The sequence below is a fragment of the Scytonema sp. PRP1 genome (assembly GCF_036697665.2).
GTDB classification, from domain to species: Bacteria; Cyanobacteriota; Cyanobacteriia; order Cyanobacteriales; family Nostocaceae; genus Kalymmatonema; species Kalymmatonema gypsitolerans.
The window spans coordinates 1-19,165 of sequence record NZ_JBAHYJ020000130.1; the positions used below are offsets into that span (position 1 = coordinate 1).

The 19,165-nt window shown below is 43.2% G+C and carries 17 protein-coding genes and 1 pseudogene; 5 read left to right on the plus strand and 13 right to left on the minus strand.

Going from position 1 to position 19,165, the window contains the following annotated elements:
• Both V5G28_RS33820 and V5G28_RS33825 read left to right on the plus strand, forming a co-directional pair.
• Positions 1-3,639: nSTAND1 domain-containing NTPase (locus tag V5G28_RS33820; RefSeq protein ID WP_442994315.1), on the plus strand; the 3,639-nt coding region annotated here is incomplete at its 5' end.
• Positions 3,640-3,717: 78 nt separating this feature from the next.
• Positions 3,718-4,182 carry a hypothetical protein gene (locus V5G28_RS33825; protein WP_332992080.1) on the plus strand — a complete coding sequence of 155 codons (465 nt, stop codon included), beginning with the start codon at positions 3,718-3,720 and terminating at the stop codon, positions 4,180-4,182.
• A gap of 12 nt (positions 4,183-4,194) precedes the next feature.
• Here the strand turns inward: V5G28_RS33825 and V5G28_RS33830 are convergent, their stop codons facing one another.
• From V5G28_RS33830 to V5G28_RS36960, 8 genes and pseudogenes are all read right to left on the minus strand, one after another.
• Entirely contained in the window at positions 4,195-4,587 is a 393-nt protein-coding gene (locus V5G28_RS33830; RefSeq protein WP_332992081.1) for a nuclear transport factor 2 family protein, read from the minus strand.
• Between the two features lie 145 nt (positions 4,588-4,732).
• A complete protein-coding gene (locus V5G28_RS33835) occupies positions 4,733-5,740 on the minus strand; it encodes a zinc-binding dehydrogenase (RefSeq protein WP_332992083.1) in 1,008 nt (335 codons plus the stop codon).
• Positions 5,737-6,510, minus strand: coding sequence for a DUF4437 domain-containing protein (locus tag V5G28_RS33840; protein WP_332992085.1), 774 nt, complete (start codon positions 6,508-6,510; stop codon positions 5,737-5,739). Before V5G28_RS33840 ends, V5G28_RS33835 begins: the two co-directional genes overlap by 4 nt.
• 27 nt (positions 6,511-6,537) lie before the next feature.
• The gene (locus V5G28_RS33845) at positions 6,538-7,362 is read right to left on the minus strand and encodes an alpha/beta fold hydrolase (protein WP_332992087.1); all 825 of its coding nucleotides are present in this window, start codon (positions 7,360-7,362) and stop codon (positions 6,538-6,540) included.
• A gap of 123 nt (positions 7,363-7,485) precedes the next feature.
• A complete protein-coding gene (gene hisS, locus V5G28_RS33850) occupies positions 7,486-8,874 on the minus strand; it encodes a histidine--tRNA ligase (RefSeq protein ID WP_332992089.1) in 1,389 nt (462 codons plus the stop codon).
• A gap of 205 nt (positions 8,875-9,079) precedes the next feature.
• Positions 9,080-9,526: a DUF3598 family protein gene (locus V5G28_RS33855; RefSeq protein WP_332992092.1), complete on the minus strand. Its 447-nt coding sequence runs from the start codon at positions 9,524-9,526 to the stop codon at positions 9,080-9,082.
• Positions 9,527-9,751: 225 nt separating this feature from the next.
• A complete protein-coding gene (locus tag V5G28_RS33860) occupies positions 9,752-11,218 on the minus strand; it encodes an amidohydrolase family protein (protein WP_332992094.1) in 1,467 nt (488 codons plus the stop codon).
• Positions 11,219-11,256: 38 nt separating this feature from the next.
• Positions 11,257-11,358: pseudogene (locus V5G28_RS36960) on the minus strand (IS982 family transposase); the annotation flags it as partial.
• 301 nt (positions 11,359-11,659) lie between these two features.
• Between V5G28_RS36960 and V5G28_RS33865 the strand changes: the two are divergent.
• Both V5G28_RS33865 and V5G28_RS33870 read left to right on the plus strand, forming a co-directional pair.
• Positions 11,660-13,117, plus strand: coding sequence for an FAD-binding protein (locus tag V5G28_RS33865; RefSeq protein ID WP_332992098.1), 1,458 nt, complete (start codon positions 11,660-11,662; stop codon positions 13,115-13,117).
• Between the two features lie 379 nt (positions 13,118-13,496).
• Positions 13,497-14,291, plus strand: a complete 795-nt coding sequence (locus V5G28_RS33870; protein WP_332992100.1) for an aspartyl/asparaginyl beta-hydroxylase domain-containing protein — start codon at positions 13,497-13,499, stop codon at positions 14,289-14,291.
• A 108-nt stretch (positions 14,292-14,399) separates the two neighbouring features.
• On the opposite strand, the gene V5G28_RS33875 is transcribed toward V5G28_RS33870, so the two are convergent.
• Both V5G28_RS33875 and V5G28_RS33880 read right to left on the minus strand, forming a co-directional pair.
• A complete protein-coding gene (locus tag V5G28_RS33875; protein WP_332992102.1) occupies positions 14,400-15,818 on the minus strand; it encodes an aldehyde dehydrogenase family protein in 1,419 nt (472 codons plus the stop codon).
• Positions 15,819-15,821: 3 nt separating this feature from the next.
• Positions 15,822-16,865: a nitrilase-related carbon-nitrogen hydrolase gene (locus tag V5G28_RS33880; protein ID WP_332992104.1), complete on the minus strand. Its 1,044-nt coding sequence runs from the start codon at positions 16,863-16,865 to the stop codon at positions 15,822-15,824.
• Between the two features lie 49 nt (positions 16,866-16,914).
• Here V5G28_RS33880 and V5G28_RS33885 point away from each other — a divergent pair, with 49 nt between their 5' ends.
• On the plus strand, positions 16,915-17,088 hold the full coding sequence (locus V5G28_RS33885; RefSeq protein ID WP_332992106.1) for a hypothetical protein: 174 nt from the start codon (positions 16,915-16,917) through the stop codon (positions 17,086-17,088).
• Positions 17,089-17,135: 47 nt separating this feature from the next.
• Here the strand turns inward: V5G28_RS33885 and arsC are convergent, their stop codons facing one another.
• The 3 genes from arsC to arsB all read right to left on the minus strand — a co-directional run.
• A complete protein-coding gene (arsC, locus tag V5G28_RS33890; protein ID WP_332992107.1) occupies positions 17,136-17,531 on the minus strand; it encodes an arsenate reductase, glutathione/glutaredoxin type in 396 nt (131 codons plus the stop codon).
• A 46-nt stretch (positions 17,532-17,577) separates the two neighbouring features.
• Entirely contained in the window at positions 17,578-18,246 is a 669-nt protein-coding gene (gene arsH / locus V5G28_RS33895; protein ID WP_332992110.1) for an arsenical resistance protein ArsH, read from the minus strand.
• 12 nt (positions 18,247-18,258) lie between these two features.
• On the minus strand, positions 18,259-19,165 hold a 907-nt coding region (gene arsB / locus V5G28_RS33900; RefSeq protein WP_332992113.1), incomplete at its 5' end, for an ACR3 family arsenite efflux transporter.

Here is a 19,165-nt window from a genome sequence, read left to right on the forward strand (position 1 = left end):
ACGCCTCACTCCCCAACTGCACTTTTAAAACAATTGCGACAGTGCGAAACACAGAATCTCCGCCCAGTACTCATTTTTGACCAATTTGAGGAATTTTTCTTTGTTGACATCGCACCACAGCAAAGGCGGCAATTTTTTGAGTTTGTGGGCGAGTGTCTCAACGTTCTGTCGGTGAAGGTGATTTTGTCGCTGCGGGTGGATTACCTGCATTATTTGCTGGAGTGCAACGACTTGCCCAGCATGAAGATTATTAGCAATGATATTCTCAGCAATCATGTGCTTTACAAGTTGGGGAATTTTTCACCGACTGATGCTAAATCAATTATTGAGCAATTAACAGAGCGTGGTCATTTTCACTTAGAACCTGCTTTAGTTGAGGAACTGGTGCAGGATTTAGCGCAAGAGCTGGGGGAAGTACGCCCGATTGAGTTGCAGGTGGTGGGGGCGCAACTGCAAACGGAAAAGATTACAACTTTGGTAAAATATCGGGAGTGTGGCACAAAGGAAGAACTCGTAAAACGCTACCTAAATGCAGTCGTTGAGGATTGCGGCGCAGAAAATCAGCAAACGGCGGAATTTGTGATGTACTTGCTGACGGATGAAAAAGGAACTCGCCCGTTGAAGACTCGTGCTGAATTGGAACGGGATTTGCAGGCGTTAGCAGCAGATGTAAGCAAAGAAGCCAGCAAGTTAGATTTGATTTTAGAGATTTTTGTGGAATCAGGCTTGGTGGTTTTGCTGCGGGAAAATCCAGCAAATCGCTATCAACTGGTGCATGATTATTTAGCCGCGTTTATCCGCCAGCAACAAGAACCGAAGTTAAAAGAGTTAATGGCGGAACTGGAAAGGGAACGAAAGCAAAGAAAGCTCAGTGAACAAAAGCTCAATCGTTTTCTTAAAATAGCACTAGCAGGATCAGTTGCAGCAGGATTGGTATTGGCTGTGCTGACAGCTACAGCGTTTGAATCAGCACGGCGGGCACAAGAGCAAAGAACACAAGCACAACAGCAAAGAAAAAAAGCCGAAATCAGCGAAATCAATGCACTGACTAATTCTTCAGAAGTGTTTTTTGCATCATGGCAATATTTTGATGCTCTGATAGAAGCCTTAAAAGCGGTAGGAAAACTGAAAAATTTAGGCTTGGCATCAACAAATAGCCGGATTCAGGTAGTGGCAGCACTACGACAAGCAGTGTACAATGTCAGTGAGCATAACCGCTTAGAAGGACATGACAGTTCAGTCATCCTGGTTAATTTTAGTCCCGATGGCAAGATTTTAGCTTCTGCTGGTTGGGACAGCACCATCAAACTCTGGGATGTTGCCACAGGAAAATCGCTCAAAACCTTCAGTGGGCATAACAATGATGGGGTGTATGGCGTCAATTTCAGTCCGGATGGCAAAACTTTAGCTTCTGCAAGTGCTGATAAGACCATCAAACTTTGGGATGTAGCAACTGGCAAACAACTCAGAACCTTCAGTGGGCATAGCGATGCAGTCTATAGTGTCAGTTTCAGTCCGGATGGCAAAACTTTAGCTTCTGCTGGTGCTGATAAGACCATCAAACTCTGGAATGTTACCACAGGTAAACAACTCAAAACCCTCAGTGGGCATCGCAATGCAGTCTATAGTGTCAGTTTCAGTCCGGATGGCAAAACTTTAGCTTCTGCTAGTTGGGATAAGACCATCAAACTCTGGGATGTTGCCATAGGAAAATCGCTCAAAATCTTCAGTGGGCATAGCGATGCAGTCTATAGTGTCAGTTTCAGTCCGGATGGCAAAACTTTAGCTTCTGCTAGTTGGGATAAAACCGTCAAACTCTGGAATGTTACCACAGGCAAACAACTCAAAATCCTCAGTGGGCATCGCAATCGAGTCTATAGCGTCAGTTTCAGTCCGGATGGCAGAACTTTAGCTTCTGGTAGTTGGGACAGTACCATCAAACGTTGGGATGTAGCAACTGGCAAACAACTTCAAACGCTTAGTGGGCATAGCGATCTAGTTCATAGTGTCAGTTTCAGTCCAGATAGCAAAACTTTAGCTTCTGCTGGTGCTGAGAACACCATCAAATTTTGGGAGATCACCACAGGCAAACAACTTAAAACCCTCAGTGGACATAACAATACGCTGTATAGCGTCAGTTTCAGCCCCGATGGCAAAACTTTAGCTTCTGCTAGTTGGGATAAGACCATCAAACTCTGGAATGTTACCACAGGCAAACAACTCAAAACTTTCAGTGGGCATCGCAATGAAGTCTATAGCGTTAGTTTCAGCCCCGATGGCAAAACTTTAGCTTCTGCTAGTTGGGATAAGACCATCAAATTCTGGAATGTTACCACAGGCAAACAACTCAAAACCCTCAGTGGGCATCGCAATGGAGTCTATAGCGTTAGTTTCAGCCCAGATGGCAAAACTTTAGCTTCTACTAGTTGGGATAAGACCATTAAACTTTGGGATGTGGCGGCGGGCAAACAACTCAAAACCCTCAGTGGACATAACGATGCAGTCTATAGTGTCAGTTTCAGTCCCGATGGCAAAACTTTAGCTTCTGCTAGTTGGGATAAAACCATCAAACTCTGGAATGTTACCACAGGCAAACAACTCAAAACCCTCAGTGGGCATCGCAATGGAGTCTATAGCGTTAGTTTCAGTCCCGATGGCAGAACTTTAGCTTCTGCTAGTTGGGACAGTACCATCAAACTTTGGGATGTAGCAACTGGTAAACAACTCAAAACCCTCATCGGACATAGCAGTGCGGTGTATAGCGTCAGTTTCAGCCCAGATGGCAAGACTTTAGCTTCTAGTAGTTGGGACGTAACGATCAAACTCTGGGATATTGCCACAGGCAAACAACTCAAAACTCTCAGTGGGCATCGCAATGCAGTCTATAGCGTCAGTTTCAGTCCGGATGGCAAAACTTTAGCTAGTGGAAGTTCTGACAACACAGCAATTTTATGGAATTTCAATTTAGAGAATTTAGTCAGAGATGGTTGCACTTGGCTCAATAGTTACCTGACTACTCATACTGATGTGTTAGAAGAACTAAAGGCGTGCCAAAACGATTCTATCCGGGTTAAAGCGGCTCCAGCATTGGTTACTCAAGGTGAGGAACTAGCGCGAAACGGTAATATTAATGCTGCTATTAATAAGTTCTATAAAGCACAAACATGGGATTCTAATTTAAAATTAGACCCAAAAGCAAAAGCACAAGAGTTTGCTAACAAAGGAAAGGCTGAGTCCTTGATTACAGAAGGAAAGAGCTTTGCAAATGAAGGTAAAGTAAAAGAAGCGATCGCAGCTTACACACAAGCCCAACAGCTCGATCCAAAAGTGCAAATTGACGCTGAATCTTGGAATTCTCTTTGCTGGGACGGTAGCTTACGTCGTCATGCTGCTGATGTCATGTTTGCCTGTGAAAAAGCGGTGCGGCTTGCTCCTAATGATGGAGAAATTCGCGATAGTCGCGGCTTCGCTAGAGCGCTGACAGGTAATACTCAAGGAGCAATTGAGGATTTTGAGGCATTTATTGCCCAGACTGATGATAAGGAGCGAAAATCACAACGGCAACGGTGGGTGAAGGATTTACGCGCTGGCAAGAATCCGTTTACAGATGCAGAGTTGAAGAGTCTATTGAATCAATAGAAAATATCAAAGTAGCAGACGAGCAGGGACAGGTACTGATGCTAGTATGTTGTAGTTGCTGCTTAATCCTCACTGTCGATGAACAAACCATTGGATGAAGCGCTTTCTGTTGACGTTGCCCAACGCGTAAAAAGCAAGCCTAAAACCCAGTTTCAGAATGCTTACAGAGCAGCATTGGCGACGCAGGGAGCAGTTTATGTACAGGGCTTTTTAGCGTTTGCTGGCAAGCCATACAAACCCATCGAACACGGTTGGATTGAACTGGAAAATAGCATAGTCGATCCAACACTACCGTACTTGAACAAGAATGCTCAAGAAATATGGTACTTTCCAGCACAAACTTTAACCGTAAAAGAACTGAAAGCAATCATAGAAGAATCTAAAGAAGATTATCCAGAAGACGACCCACTGCCAATCTATGGTGATCCACCTTACGAGTATTACGGCAACGTGATGTTGGGTGATAAAAGTTACCAAGAAGCTTATCAAGCAGCCGAGGCTAAGTGCAGAGAACTCAATCAAAAAAATGCTGAGACAAACTAACGCAGTCCTACTTTAATTCGATTTGCCATCACTGCCAAAATATTCTCTGTAACTGCAAATTTTGTCTCCTCGCACATCAAAGGAAACCGCTACCCGATTTTTGTAAAGTTCTCCAAACAACAATCCTTCATCCCGGAACTCAAAAACAACTGTTGTCTCATTACTCGTAACGCGGTCTAATGTAACAGTTAGACCGCTTTTATAAGCTTGAGAAACATATTGGAAAAATTCTTTCGCTTTCTCTTTTCCCTCATTCAACCCGTGAAATTTTCCCATGGGAAACCAGAAGCTAAAGTCTTCTGTGAGCATATCTAAGAACTGGTTCCACTCGCCTGTTGCCAAACCATGCTGGAAGTGTTCAAATGCTTGATGAGCAACTGTTAAAGTATTCTCTGATTGTGGCATCGTGACTTCCTCTATACTGCTAAATATATGACTAAGCTGTTCTACATTTAACTTGTATGATTTGGGCGGGCAAGATGCCCACCCCACAAGAGTTTAATTTAAATATGGTGTGCAAATTGTAGAATTTTCAGCTTATGACTATTTCCTAAAATCTGACAACGACTTTGCCGCAATTTTGACCACTGAGCAGGTATTCGACAGCAGCAGGAATGGATTCTATGCCGTGAAATGGGGTTGAGTCAACAGCAACTTTTAGTTTGTTTGTGTAGAACAGGTTTAAGAGGCGATCGCGTGCCTCAACCATATACTCTTTATACAAAGGCATGAGAAATCCCCGCACTGAAGCTGCTTTCCAAAACAACTTGTGATAAATTCGCGCTTGTGTCAGTTGCTCGATGTTGTTGGCATACTCGGAAACAAAACCAACCACAACTAAACGTCCGCGAACTGCCAAATTATCCACACAGGTATCAAAGACTTGTTTACCCACACATTCAAAAACTAAGTTAACGCCATTGGGATATTCTTGCTTGAGGACTTGATTGAGGTTTTGTGTGCGGTAGTTTATGATGCGATCGCATCCCAACTCTCTCAGCAACTCTCCTTTCGCATCCGAACCACAAGTACCAATCACATGATTACCCGCTAACTTTGCCAGTTGCACCGCAATATGTCCGGTTCCACCCGCCGCCGCTGTCACCAAGACAACTTCTTGGCTTTTCATTTCCCCCACTTGTTCTAAGGCTACCAAAGCTGATACACCAGTAGGCATCAGGGTTAGCACCTTTGGCGTAGCTTCACGCACCTTAACAGCCAAGTTGGCATTTATTGCTTGGTACTCGCGATACCCTCCGCCACGCACAGTAGTGACTACCGCATCACCAACTTGGAAATCTTTGACATTATCTCCTATGGCTACCACTTCTCCCACCGCTTCCACACCCAAATCAAAGGGAGGAGTTAAGTTAACGTAACTCACATCGCCTCGGCAAATTAAGGTGTCAAACCCGGCGTTAATTCCAGCGAATTTGTTGCGAATGACAATTTCATCTGGTGCAGGTTCGGGAATGGGAAGTTCTATGATTTCAATAGCTGATTTGAAATCTTGGGCAAACTGTTTTGCAATCAGTTTTTTGTAGCTGAGTGAACTCATTTGTTCCAATGCCAAGGATAGTACGTGTGAAAAGGGGGTTCCCAGGCATGGTATGAAAGATGGGGATTGCCTCCGCGCACAAAGGCAAAGTATCCTGTTTCAGTATATGCCGGGGCATGTGGAATTAGTTCTGGACGCCAAAAGTAACAGCCTGGAGTCATGTCACCTGTATGTGTTGTCATGCTTCCCTGAAGTGCAAACTCCTCCTCAGGAACAGGATGATACTCTGCAAAAGTTAGGGCAAACTGCGGTAAACACCCGAGCAGCCAAGTACTTCTTCCGCCCTCTGGTCCCTTGCGTAAGGTTTTTCTCATGGCTCCTTGCGGAAAGCCTGGGGTGATAGTTGAAGACCAGGGAATCAATTGCGAACTGGACGAGGGTATATATAATTCTCTTTTTGCTCCTGGCGCATCGGTCAGGGATGTCACAAAGCTGGGATGACGTTCTGGCATCCAAAGAGCTGTGGTATTTTCCTGAGCGCTCCACCCTTCAATGCAAACACCTTCTGGAATGAAGCCGTAAGTGTAGCGTCCGAGACGGAGTTGCCCTATCTGCAACTGTCCGCTAAGTACAAAAATTTCCACGTCGCAGTTGAAATAACCAGAACTGCTCTCCCAGTTGTGTTTCCACTTGACAATTTCAGTGGACGCGCCAGTTTCGGTATCGAAGCTCAGAATCTGTGTCTGAGCGCCTTCTAAAAGACCATCCACAACCCAAGGTTTCTGCTCGACATCCCCTGATTGAATAAATTCAATGTGCTTTCTTGCCATATTTTTGAGAACATCCTCGCTGTGATGTTAAACACCTTTATCATCTAGAAATTCGATTACATACTTCGATATTTCTTCAAATCTCTGGTTCATCATGCATATAGTTCCGCCTTCAATCTCAACCACTTTTCCATGAGGAATTGCTGTGAAAATCAAATGCTGATTGTCTGCCTTTGCTAAACCCAACCGTTCAAACTGTTTCATGTCCTCAGTTCCCCATAGAATTAGGGAAGGACATTTTATTTGTCGAAATCTTTCTTCTGTTTTTGAACAGTAGTTTGCTACAGCCCAAACTGCATATAAAGGATAGCCAAAGCATTTTAAATCATCTAATACCAAACTGTGATTTAATTCAGCAGATTCTACATAGTTTGCACGGGCTGCCCATCTTTCCACAAGGTGGGAGCCGTCTGTTTTTATCTGAAAACCTTCAGAAAATCTTCTTAATAGGGCTGCTTTTCCTTCTTCACCAAAGACAACGGGATTAGATAAGATAAGTTTTTCGACTCGTTCAGGATATCCTGCTGCTACCTCTCCTGCTACAAAAGCACCCGTATGGTTTCCCAAGATGCTTGTGTTTTTTATGCCTAATTCGTCTAAAAGCAAGATGACGGTTTTAGCGTAGTCCTCAATTGAATACATTTTGGGGGGTTTATCTGAATCACCGAAACCGAAAAAGTCCATAGCAATGACATATCGATTTTTTGCTAAAATAGGCATCAACTCTCGATACTCGTTACTACTTGTTTGGTTCTGATGTAGTAAAAGCAGAGGTTTTCCTTCACCACCTATGCGGTAAAGAATCTGCCCGTCTTCGGTGTCTAAAAAGGCTCGCTTGATTGGTTGGTTCATATCCCCCTGATAAATTTAGAACTACACAAATCTTCACTCTTTACCAAGCTTTAGTCTGCAAATACCTGGCGATCGCGAGACTCTCAAGCAAGGCATTCCCACGCTTTGCGTGGGAACGAGAAATTACCCAAGTCTTCGTTTAATTTCCTCAGCCAAATCTTCCAGCGCTACCTCCACCTGCTCGCGTGTTCTTAAATCTTTGAAAGAAGCCTTTTGCGCTGTTGCTTCTTCAGAACCAATAATCACACAAAATGGAATTCCCTGTTTTTCAGCCTGTTGAAATTGTTTGCCTAAAGGTCGCTGTTCAAAATTCGTGATAACATTAATTCCAGCCTTACGTAGCTTTTGCGACACATTCAAATAAACAGGCATCAAATCATCTTGCATATTCACTACCATCACTTGGGCTGGTGTGGCAGCTAAGGTATTGAGAATACCAGCTTTGATCAACCGACTAATTAAGCGAGTTAAGCCAATAGAAATGCCCACTCCCGGCATTTTTTCATCCAAAAACATCCCGACTAATTCTTCATACCGACCGCCAGAACAAATGCTGCCCAAAGCTTCATGTCCTATAAGGGTTGTTTCGTACACTGTACCCGTATAATAATTAAGACCGCGAGCAATGGATAAGTCAATACAGAAACGATTTTCCGGAACTCCAAGATTGCGAACTCCAGTAATAACTGTTTCTAACTCCGTCACTCCCAGACTAAATTCCTCGGCTTCTGGTGTTGTTTGAGCCAGGTACTTGAGCTTATCTAGTACCTCATCAACTGTGCCATTAATATGAACAAAATCGATAATTTTTTGACTTGTCTCTGCTAAAATACCTTCTTTTTCTAATTCCTGTTTTACCTTCTTCTCACCGACTTTTTCCAAAGTATCAATAATGCCAATGCAAGATTTAATTTTGGTTTCTTCAATCCCCACTGACTTAAAGAAACCAGTGAGAATTTTACGATTATTGATACGAATCAGAAAATCACCAATATTAACTGCATCGAATATCTCAGTGATAATAGCAGGCATCTGAGCGTCGTAGAGCAAACTCAGTTCGCGACGGGCGACAACATCAATATCGCACTGACGGAACTGGCGGTAACGTCCATCTTTTGCCCTTTCTCCGCGAAACACCACATCCATCTGGTAGCGAGCAAAGGGAAAGGTTAAGTCATTGAGGTGACGGGCAATATACGCCGCCAAAGGAACTGTTTGGTCAAATTTTAAAGCTCTTGCTTCTGAACCTGTTTCACCTGCCTTATCTTTCTCTGCTTGGCGATTTGGTGGCAGAATGGGATTAATACCATAGATAATGTTGTCGCCTTGATTGCCTTTGGCTTGCAAAACTTCCAAGCGTTCTACTGCGGGAGTTTCTATAGGTGTAAATCCATAGCTTTCAAAAACTTTACGGATAGTATCTAATAAATATAATTCCAAGCGCTTTTCGCCAGGAAGAAATTCTGGAAAACCACTCGCTGTAGAAAAATTTATTTTGTCAGCTTTTGCCATGCTTTTTCCTTGCTAATTTTAGATTTTAGATTGGGAATTGTTAGTAGTTAGTCGGGTTTTCTACTAACTACTAACCACTAACCAGTTACGCATTATATAACTATGGTGCCGTACTCTCGGTGAACGCACCCTGAAGATTCACTTTATAAATCATCTGCGATACGCCTAGCAGCGTCTGTCCTTTGGGCGATCGCTCAACTTCTTCTTATCGTAGACGTTCTTCTTGAATTAGCGTGCGCTGGAAGAGCTGATGATTCTTAAACCAGTGCCAAGTACGTGAACGATAGTTATTGCAAGAACTGAGATTAATCATTTCATACAAGTACATACCTGGCATAGTCTTGTAGGAAAACCACAAAATAATTGTTGCATCATCTACTTCCCAGGCTTTTCCTTCAATGCGCTCTGTATCAAACCATATCTTCTTGTCCCGATAGTTTCCCGGAAATTGGTGTTCCTCCTGTTTTCCATCAGACCATTTATAGCGATTAATTTGGTAGTAGGAGTAGGAACCGTCTTCTGGAAACTGGCAACTTAAGTGAGAATCATGTTTGTCAAGGATATTTCCTTTTGTATCAACCAGTATATAAGTACCAACCCAATCTCCTTCATGGCGGGTAAGTACAGGCATTTCCTCTCGAATGGCAGACATAGCACAATTCCTTGTCTTGGTAGATAGTAATTAAGATTTTAAGCAACAAGATTTCTGCGGAGATTCCTTTAACATCTTTTTAACAGTTACCAGTTATCAGTTATCAGTTATCAGTTTCATCCTTTGCATGTTTAAGTCCCCCACCAAGAGCACAGAAAGCGTTGGTGGCGGGTTTAAATCCCCCACCAGCCCCAGGGCGTCACTGCGGCTGGTACTGTTCACTGTTCACTGTTTTAAATAACGTCCAGTGGGTGAACCTAGAACCTGTCCATTATTGTAGATAAGATTTCCACGTAAAAAAGTACTTTTCACCCGTCCCGTTAACTCTACCCCTTCAAAGGGTGTGTAACTTTGTTGTGACTCGGATTCAGCAGCACGTACCACAAAGGTTTCATTTGGATCTACCAGTACTAAATCAGCATCGTAGCCAATCGCAATATCCCCTTTTTGTAACAAACCAAAGCGCCGCGACGGATTCCAAGATAGCAGCTTAGCCATGTGGTTGTACGACATTCCCCGCTTACGACCTTCACTAAATACGCCAGAAAGTAAATATTCTGTACCACCAAAACCAGACTTTGCCAACCAAATATTATTTCGGTCTTTAGCACTTCTTTTTTGTTCGGCAGAACAGCAAGCATGGTCACTCACTATCCAATCTACCTGATGGTTGAGTACTGCTTGCCATAAGTATTCCACATCGGCACGGGGACGAATAGGGGGGTTTACTTTTGCCCAAGTAGCCGCAGGGGTATCAACATCTAATAGCAAATGTCCGACGGTCACTTCTCGCCGAAAGTTGATATGGGGAAAAGCAGTTTGCATAGTCAAAGCTGCTTCCATTGCCTTACGCGAGCTTAGGTGCAACAAATTGATATTTGCACAGTTAGTCTCATGTGCCAAATAGGAAGCAATGCAAATTGCTAATCCTTCAGAATGAGGGGGACGTGCTGCACTGTAGGCATGCAGTCCGCTAAGACTAGAATCATTTTCAACTATTTTGGTATAGGCGTTGAGAATTTCTGCAACTTCGCAGTGCAAACTTAAGCTAATAGTATCTCGCGCTTCTGGATGTTCTTCCATCAAGCGAGTGAGACGGCGCATAATAAATTCAAAATGAGCGAAGTCGTAGCGTTCCTCTTTATTAATCATCAAAAAGAGATTTTGCTGATCTGACAAACCATGTAACCCATAGCCGCCATAAAACATGAAAATTTTAAACGAAGATACACCATGTTCTTCAAACAGTAGAGGTATTTCGTCGATATGCTGGCTAGCTATAGGTGCGACGTGATACCCATAATCAACAAAAAAATGACCTGCGGATAACGCTAATACTTCTGGAAAAAAATCGCGGTAGGAACCGCCTTTGTTTAAATAATATTGTCCTGTACGGATGTAATTGAGACTACTTGTGACTCCCCCCATTGCGGCAGCTTTGGTTTCAGTCACAGCATCTTTGTCGAGGGGTTGATAGATACCGATGTGCATATGGGCATCCACCACCCCAGGAAACCCCAGGAAGTTTTTGCCATCCAGTACTTCTTTGCCGTTGTCTGGGCTAATATTAGGAGCAATAGTAGCAAATTTTCCATCCTTAATTCCTAAATCAAGTAGTTCGACAGCTTCATGATGGGGACGAACTACCCGCACATTTTTGATAATTAAATCTAATACGGCAGCTTCAGACACAGTTGACCTCACACTAAAATGACGTGAGTTCGACGGAATTAAAAAACAGCAGGAGGTAGAGCAGGTAAGTCTTTAGGATAAATATCAAGAGACGGTTTTTGAGGTAAATAGGTGTAAGCAGCCAAATCAGTTATTAGAGAATATTAACACTCAAGACAAGTGTAGTGGCTTAAGCCGAACGCTGTTTCTAAAGAAATGTAAAGAGAGCAAAATCAGGCGATCGCCTTCAAATGAAGATTGATTTTGAAGCAATACAGCAGTGGTTTCAAAAATGACATACGGTATTTTAAGTGGGTTGTCATCTGTGCTTTGTGTGCTATCTTCGCAACTTCGCTCCCCGCCTTTAAAGCAAGCACAGCACAAATGGTGCTTCTAGCACTGAGAGTCCACATCAATGCGTGGGTTTACCGCTGATAACTATTTCTTGTAAGAGAATTCCTCATGAAGAATAATGTTTCGCGTCGCAATATTTTGCAAGGTTTGATTGCTAGTGCTGTTGTCGTTGGGTTTGATACAGCGAATTGTTCGTGGGCAACATCTGCAAGCGCAGCACACTCGTTTGTCAACCTGCCGCATTTAGATGGAGTACTTTACACTGATGATGCCACACGCGCAAATGTGAGTGATGATTTTGGTCACCTAGTGCATCGTCACCCAAAAGCCGTACTTAAACCAGGTTCGATTGATGATATCGTCAACATTATCAGATTTGCTCGTACTCACAGCCTTAAGGTTGCCGCACGCGGTCAGGGTCACTCCTGTTACGGTCAGGCACAAGTAGAAGAGGGTGTAATCATTGATATGAGTACACTAAACAAAATCCATTCTATTAGTGCAAAACAGGCTGTTGTTGACGCAGGGGTAGTGTGGAGTCAGCTATTGCAAGCAACGCTACAGCAACAATTGACACCACCAGTCCTCACCGATTACATCGAACTGTCGATTGGAGGAACCTTGTCAGTAGGCGGCATCGGCGGCGCGAGCCATCGCTATGGGGTACAGGTTGATAATGTGCTATCTCTTCAGGTTGTGACAGGTGAGGGTAAGCTAGAAACTTGTTCCCCCGATAAAAACCGCGATTTATTTGAAGCAGTGCTAGCTGGTTTGGGTCAGTGTGGAATTATAGTACAAGCTACAATTCGGCTAATCGAAGCCTTCACCCATGCCCGTGTGTTTTTTTTGTATTACGATGATTTGGCTACATTTACTCATGACCAACGCTTACTTATTGAAGATGAACGATTCAATTACGTAGAAGGTCAGGTTGTAAGCGATCCTAACGGCGGATGGCGCTATATGTTGGAGGCAGGTAGCTTTTATACGCCGCCTAATGAACCAGACAATATCAGCCTGCTTGCCTCCTTAAGCTACACTCGGGGCACCGAACAAATTGAAGATAAGACTTATTTCGACTTTCTCAATCGCTTAGCTCCCACTATTGCTTTCCTCCAATCGATTGGTGTTTGGTCTAACCCTCATCCTTGGATTAACCTCTTCGTTCCGAGTACAGCCGTTGAGCAATATGTTGGCGATCTGGTTTCTACTTTAACACTGGCTGATACAGGAAATAGTCCAATTCTGCTGTACCCTGTCAAAAGCGATCGTTTTAAGCTGCCTTTATTTCGGACACCCAACGAGCAGGTTGTGTTTCTCTTTTCTATTCTACGGACTGCACCGCTTGATGATGCTACGATTCGCAAAATGCTTGATGACAATCGGAGATTTTTTGAGAAAAACCGTGATATTGGCGGTACTCGCTATCCCGTAGACGCTATTAAATTTTCTCACTCGGATTGGCAGCAGCATTTTGGTTCAGCTTGGAGCAGATTGGTAAATGCCAAGCGACGTTACGATCCTGACAATTTGCTGACCCCCGGTCAAGACATTTTCACTCTCTAGATAAAAGCGTAAACTTGGGATGGTCGGGAGTGATCACTCCTATCGACCATAAGTTACATACACCGAACGCGAGTGCGTGTTTGATAGGACAAGGTGGCAGTTTCTGCATCGCCGCACCACTACCTGCTGCTGTTTTTTAATTCCGTCGAACTCACGTTAAAATGAGTACATAACCCAAAAATTTAAGAACATCAGCACAGATAATATTATTCCATTCAACCGTTATATAAATTTATAACTAGAACTCTAAGCATGGTCTTTTAACTATTCATCGAAAAATACTCTGGTTTAGTCAGGAATTCCAATCTCCTACCGGGATACAGACCAAATCTCATCACCATGTAACGTTTTTTTTCAATCATCTTCAGGAGAAAAGATAATGGAAAGTTTTAATGAGTATCATCTAGACCCAAAGCAATTTCCTTTTCTTAAAAGCTTCCAAGATAATTGGCAAGTGATTAGAGATGAGTTTACACACTTTATTAAGCACGCATCTGATGAGGAGTTACAATTCACTTATGATATTTTAGGACCTAAAAGTAAAACTATTAAAACCAAAGGCAATTCCAAATATAGTGCTTTTGGTATTTTATTCCAAGGTATATTTATTGAAGAATATATTCACTTTCATCAAATACAATATCCTAATTATAGCCAAAATGATGCATCAGAAAAAGCACTTGCATTAAGAGAGAAATATTTCCCAAATTTGGCTAAGGTGATAGAAAAAGTCAACTTGAACGATGATAATATAATCAGAAATGCGTATTTTGGTACATTCCATCCAGGCTTGGATATCAAGCTACATGTGAACTATAACCCTCATATGAATCGTGGCTATCTAGGCTTAATCGTGCCACCAGGGGATATAGCTATGAAAATATGCCATGAGCAGCTTTATTGGCATGAAGGAAAATTCATGGTTTTAGATCACAGCTATCCACACTGCCCGCATAATTACACGAATTATGACAGAACTGTTTTGGTTGTAGACTTTTTTAAACCGGATAAGCCTAGAGACGAATTGATACGATTTGAAAAAGAGCAAGTCACAGAACGTATGCAAGATAATCCTTACAGTTTAGGTGTTTTTGGTAAAAGTGATAAAGCGAAAGTTGAAGATTTTATCAAGTATGGTTTAGCTCATCAGTTAGAGTGGGATAAAGCCTTATAAGCTTAATATGATCTCCACACTGGCTGGACAAACTCATTGCATAGAAACTCATTGGCTTTTCTTAAAAGTTTTCCTATGCTTTTGAAGCAGTTTCAGCAGGAAAAAGCTTTATTTACTATCAAACCACCAAGGATCAGCAATAGGGTTTGTTTTCACCAAAAAAGCTTTTTTTCGCATAAAACGTGTCAGCGCCGCAGGTCCCATGCGCGATCCACCCATACCAGAAAATTTAAAAGCATTTTTCTCTCCCTCGTGCATAAGGGCGGTGAGAGCAGCATCGTTGATACTGATAGCACCCGCATCTACGTAGCGTGCGACTTCCAAAGCTTCTGCTTCCGAGGAGGCAAAAACCGCTGCACTCAGTCCATAAATTGAGTCATTGGCCAAGTTCACCGCTTCTTCAACTGTGGAAAAAGGCATCACTGGCATAATAGGACCAAATGTCTCTTCGCTCATCACCTTCATAGAATGGTTAACAGAAGTGAGAACTGTAGGATGACACCACCAACCTCCTCCATAATTTTCAACTTCACCGCCACAGTGAACAACTGCTCCCTGTTCCACTGCATCTAGCAAATGGTCGCTGATAATTGCTGCTTGTCTCTCTGCAATAATAGGACCAATTTCCCCGCTTTCCACTGTAGGGTAGGCTAAGTGAAGCCGTTGCGCTTTGGCTACCAGTTTTTCGACAAACTGTTCAAAAATAGATTCAGCAACGTAGATCCGTTCAATGGAGAGGCATGACTGTCCAGTATTGACGACAGAACCCCACAAAATTGCTGATGTTGCTAAGTCCAAATCGGCTGATGGCAGGACAATAGCTGGGTCTTTGCCGCCTAATTCTAAAAAAGCAGGAATGAAGCGTTTAGCTGCGGCTTGTGCAACTTTTTGCCCCGTCGCCACACTCCCAGTAAAGCACACCAGATCCACATATTCGATGAGAGTCGCTCCTGTTTCACCTGCTCCCTCCACAAAAGTTAATACGTCGCGTAATTTTGGGACGGCGTTGAGTGCTGTTAACAGCGGTGCCACAAAGCGAGGAGCAATCTCACTGGGTTTGACGATGACGGCACAACCCGCCAGCAATGCAGGGATTGTATCAATTGTCGCAAGCAACAGGGGAAAATTCCACGGGCTAATTACCCCAACCAGGGGATAAGGAACCGCTGTTTGTTGCAGCTCGATAAAAGAAATTGCCGTGTCTTTTTTAGATTCTTGCAGCAGTTCTCTTGCTAATTTACACCAACGGTCAATGCTGGAGAGGAATGAGTCAATTTCTAATACCGAGATTGATAACCTGCCCGTATCATTGACCAAAGCTTCAGTCAGTTTATCGCGCCCGGATAATATAGCTTGCTTCCACTGCTGTAAAGCTTCGATTCTCCCTTCTAAACCAAGCTGTAGCCAGCTTTTTTGCGCTCTCCGTGAGCGGTTGCACTGCTGTGCTATCAACTTTGAGGGTGGAGGTATAATGACATAATCAAATTTTCCAGTCCGGGGGTTACGGACTTCTATTGGTTTAGACATGGCTCAAATTACCCCTAGTTTAGCTAGGCGCTCTATCGTTTCTTGCTGTGTTTGGATGAAGTGTTTACGGTCTACTTCTTTTTCCAGCATAGTGTTAGCTGGGTAAAAATGCGAGTGATGATAACTTTCTGCGTAGAGTTCAAACCGCTGTCGTGAAAGTAAATTATTTAACCCTGGTCGGCGGCGGTAGCGGCGTAAAGCAGCCATGTCTATCTCTGCAAAAGCTGCCATGCTCTCTCCAGAATCTGTCTCTGCTAAGACCAGTCCTCGATAATCAATGATTTTAGAGCCACCATCGGCAGAAGCCACAGGAATGGGGATATTAGCGATGCCTGCCGTATTGCTTGAGACTACGTATGCCATATTTTCTACAGCACGGCAGATTTTTGCCGCTTCTTTAGGAGCGCGTTCTTTGCCATACACTTCTGAAGTTGAATGAAGAAAAATTTCTGCCCCTCGCATTGCCAAACATCGTGTCACTTCCGGATACAAAATTTCTTCTGATGCGATCGCCGCCAAATTACCAATTGCAGTTTTTGCAACCGGAAACACGCCTTCCAATCCGTAGCAATCAAGATACTTATCCCAAACATCATGCGGTGTCGGAGCAAACATAGAATTTAACCGCCGATACCGCAAGACAACTGACCCCGACGGGTCGAGAACAAAGCAAGTTTGAAAGTACAACCCAGGAAAGTTGGGGTCGAGTTCGTAGGCGTTGCCAGCAAGAAATATACTATGCTTTTGGGCAATTTTACTAAGTGCCTCATATTCAGTACCCGCCATTTCTAGACAAGCTTTTTCCGCCCAGACAGCAAGTGACTCTCCCATCGGAAAACCCGTAAGGAAGTATTCCGGTAGAACAATTAAACGACAGTCGAAGCCGATGAAAGCGATGCTGGCAGCGATTTGTTGTGCCAAGCGGTTGATAGTATTTTGCATCAAAGAGCGGGCTTCTTGGCGGTCAGTTGCCTGGTTAACGGCGTGACATGTTACCTGGAGTGCCAAGGCTCGGAATGAGTCGATGCTTTCTGGATTGGCTGCCATACCCTGCTTTGTCTAATTGTCTAATTTATCATTATGTTACTGCTCTGTGATGCGAAAGGAACTGTTCGATTTGATTCAGTGGTATTGCACTAAGGGTTATCAAGCTGATGTCCAGCGCTTGAGGGAAGAGGAGTTCCCTGGACTTTTGACCACATTTAGTGAATTTCTTGAAGAAACCAACTGGGCAAATCAGGAACTCACCTACGAAAGTCTTGGCTTCTAACGTCTGGGGAGGTGAATTTGATACTGCTGTATAATGCGAGATAGAAATTAACTCAAAGATTCAATCAGCTTCACCACTCTTTCTTTAACTTCATCTCGAACGCGGCGGAAGGTTTCTATATCTTGCCCTTCTGGGTCTTCGAGTTGCCAATCTTCAAACACATCTCTAATCACCCATTCTTCGGGTAAATTCACTCCACAACCACAAAGAGAAATCACGGCATTGTAATCTTCAGCTTTGAAATCGCTTAAAGGCTTGGAAGTTTGGTTGCTGATATCAATGCCAATTTCTGACATCACTTGGACAGTGGTTGGATCTACGTAACTGTCTGCCAAACCGGAACTAGTGACGCCAACTTTGCCTTCTCCTAAAGTGCGAGCAAATCCCTCTGCCATTTGAGAACGACGGGAATTTTTCTTACAAACAAACATGACTTTTTTCATGATTTTATTGATTGTTAATTGTTGATAGGTTAACTGTTGAAAACTTTTATGAGCTTTGTGTAGCATTAACCTCAAGGGCAGTATTCGCTACCTTGATGGTTGCTTTTGCTGCTTTTTCTTTACGTTCGCTATGGCGGTCTGTGAGATAATCCACCTTGTCACGCAACAACAAAGTGAACTTATAAAGTTCTTCCATGACATCAATCAGTCTGTCGCGATAAGGCGAATCCTTCATCGTTCCGTCTTCGTTAAATTCTTGGTAAGCTTTAGCAACCGAAGACTGATTCGGAATCGTAAACATTCGCATCCAACGCCCTAAAATCCGCATGGTGTTGACGGCGTTAAAAGACTGAGAACCCCCACTAACTTGCATCACTGCTAAGGTTCTGCCTTGAGTCGGTCTGACTGCTCCTAATTCTAAAGGAATCCAGTCAATTTGGTTTTTCATAATACCAGTAATATTGCCATGCATCTCTGAAGAAGACCACACTTGACCCTCAGACCACAGGCTTAGCTGGCGTAATTCCTGCACTTTGGGATGGGTATCAGGGACACTATTGTGAATAGGTAATTGCCGTGGGTCAAAAAACCGGACTTCTGCACCAAATTCCTCGATAATTCGAGCAGCTTCTTCTGCTAAAAGGCGGCTATAAGAACGCTCTCGCAAAGAGCCATACAAAAACAATATTCTGGGTGGATGAGAAAAATTTGTCATGGAAATCAGCAATTACTTGAAAGCACTAATACAACGCGGGTCACGCAACGTTGCCTTTTCTGGTTCCCGTGGAAACCAAGCCGCTGTACGCTTACACAACTCAACCAACATCAACATCACTGGTACTTCGATTAAAACGCCAACCACTGTGGCTAGTGCTGCACCAGAATTTAATCCAAACAGCATCACCGCAGTTGCAATGGCAACTTCAAAATGATTGCTAGCCCCAATTAATGCTGCTGGTGCTGCATCTTCATAGGATATGTTGAGTTTTAAAGCTGCCACATAGGAAATTAAAAAAATGAAATTCGTTTGAAGGAACAGGGGCACTGCAATTAACAATATGTGCAAGGGGTTATTTACAATTAACTCACCCTTGAAAGCAAATAGCAGCACCAAAGTTATCAACAAAGCAGTGATAGAAATTGGCGTGAGATACTTTAAAAATCGCCGTTCAAACCATTCTCTTCCCTTGTGTTTGAAAATCCAATAACGGCTGTACATTCCTGCGATTAACGGCAATCCAACATAAATTAGCACCGACAAAACGATTGTTTCCCAAGGCACTGTTAAATCATTTGCTGCCAATAACCATCTACCTAACGGTGCATACAAAAATAGCATCGCCAAAGAATTCACCGCCACCATTACCAAGGTATGTCCTTGGTTGCCGTAGGAAAGATACCCCCACATCAGCACCATTGCTGTACAAGGAGCTATTCCTAGTAAAATGGTGCCTGCAATGTAAGAATTTGCTATTGCTACTTCACTACCACGAATGATTTCGGTTCCTGTAATGAAAGGACGAAATAACCATCCTAAGAAAAACTGTGCGATCGCTACCATCGTAAATGGTTTAATTAACCAGTTCACCACCAAGGTAAGAATAACAGGTTTTGGGGCACGAATCGCATTCGCA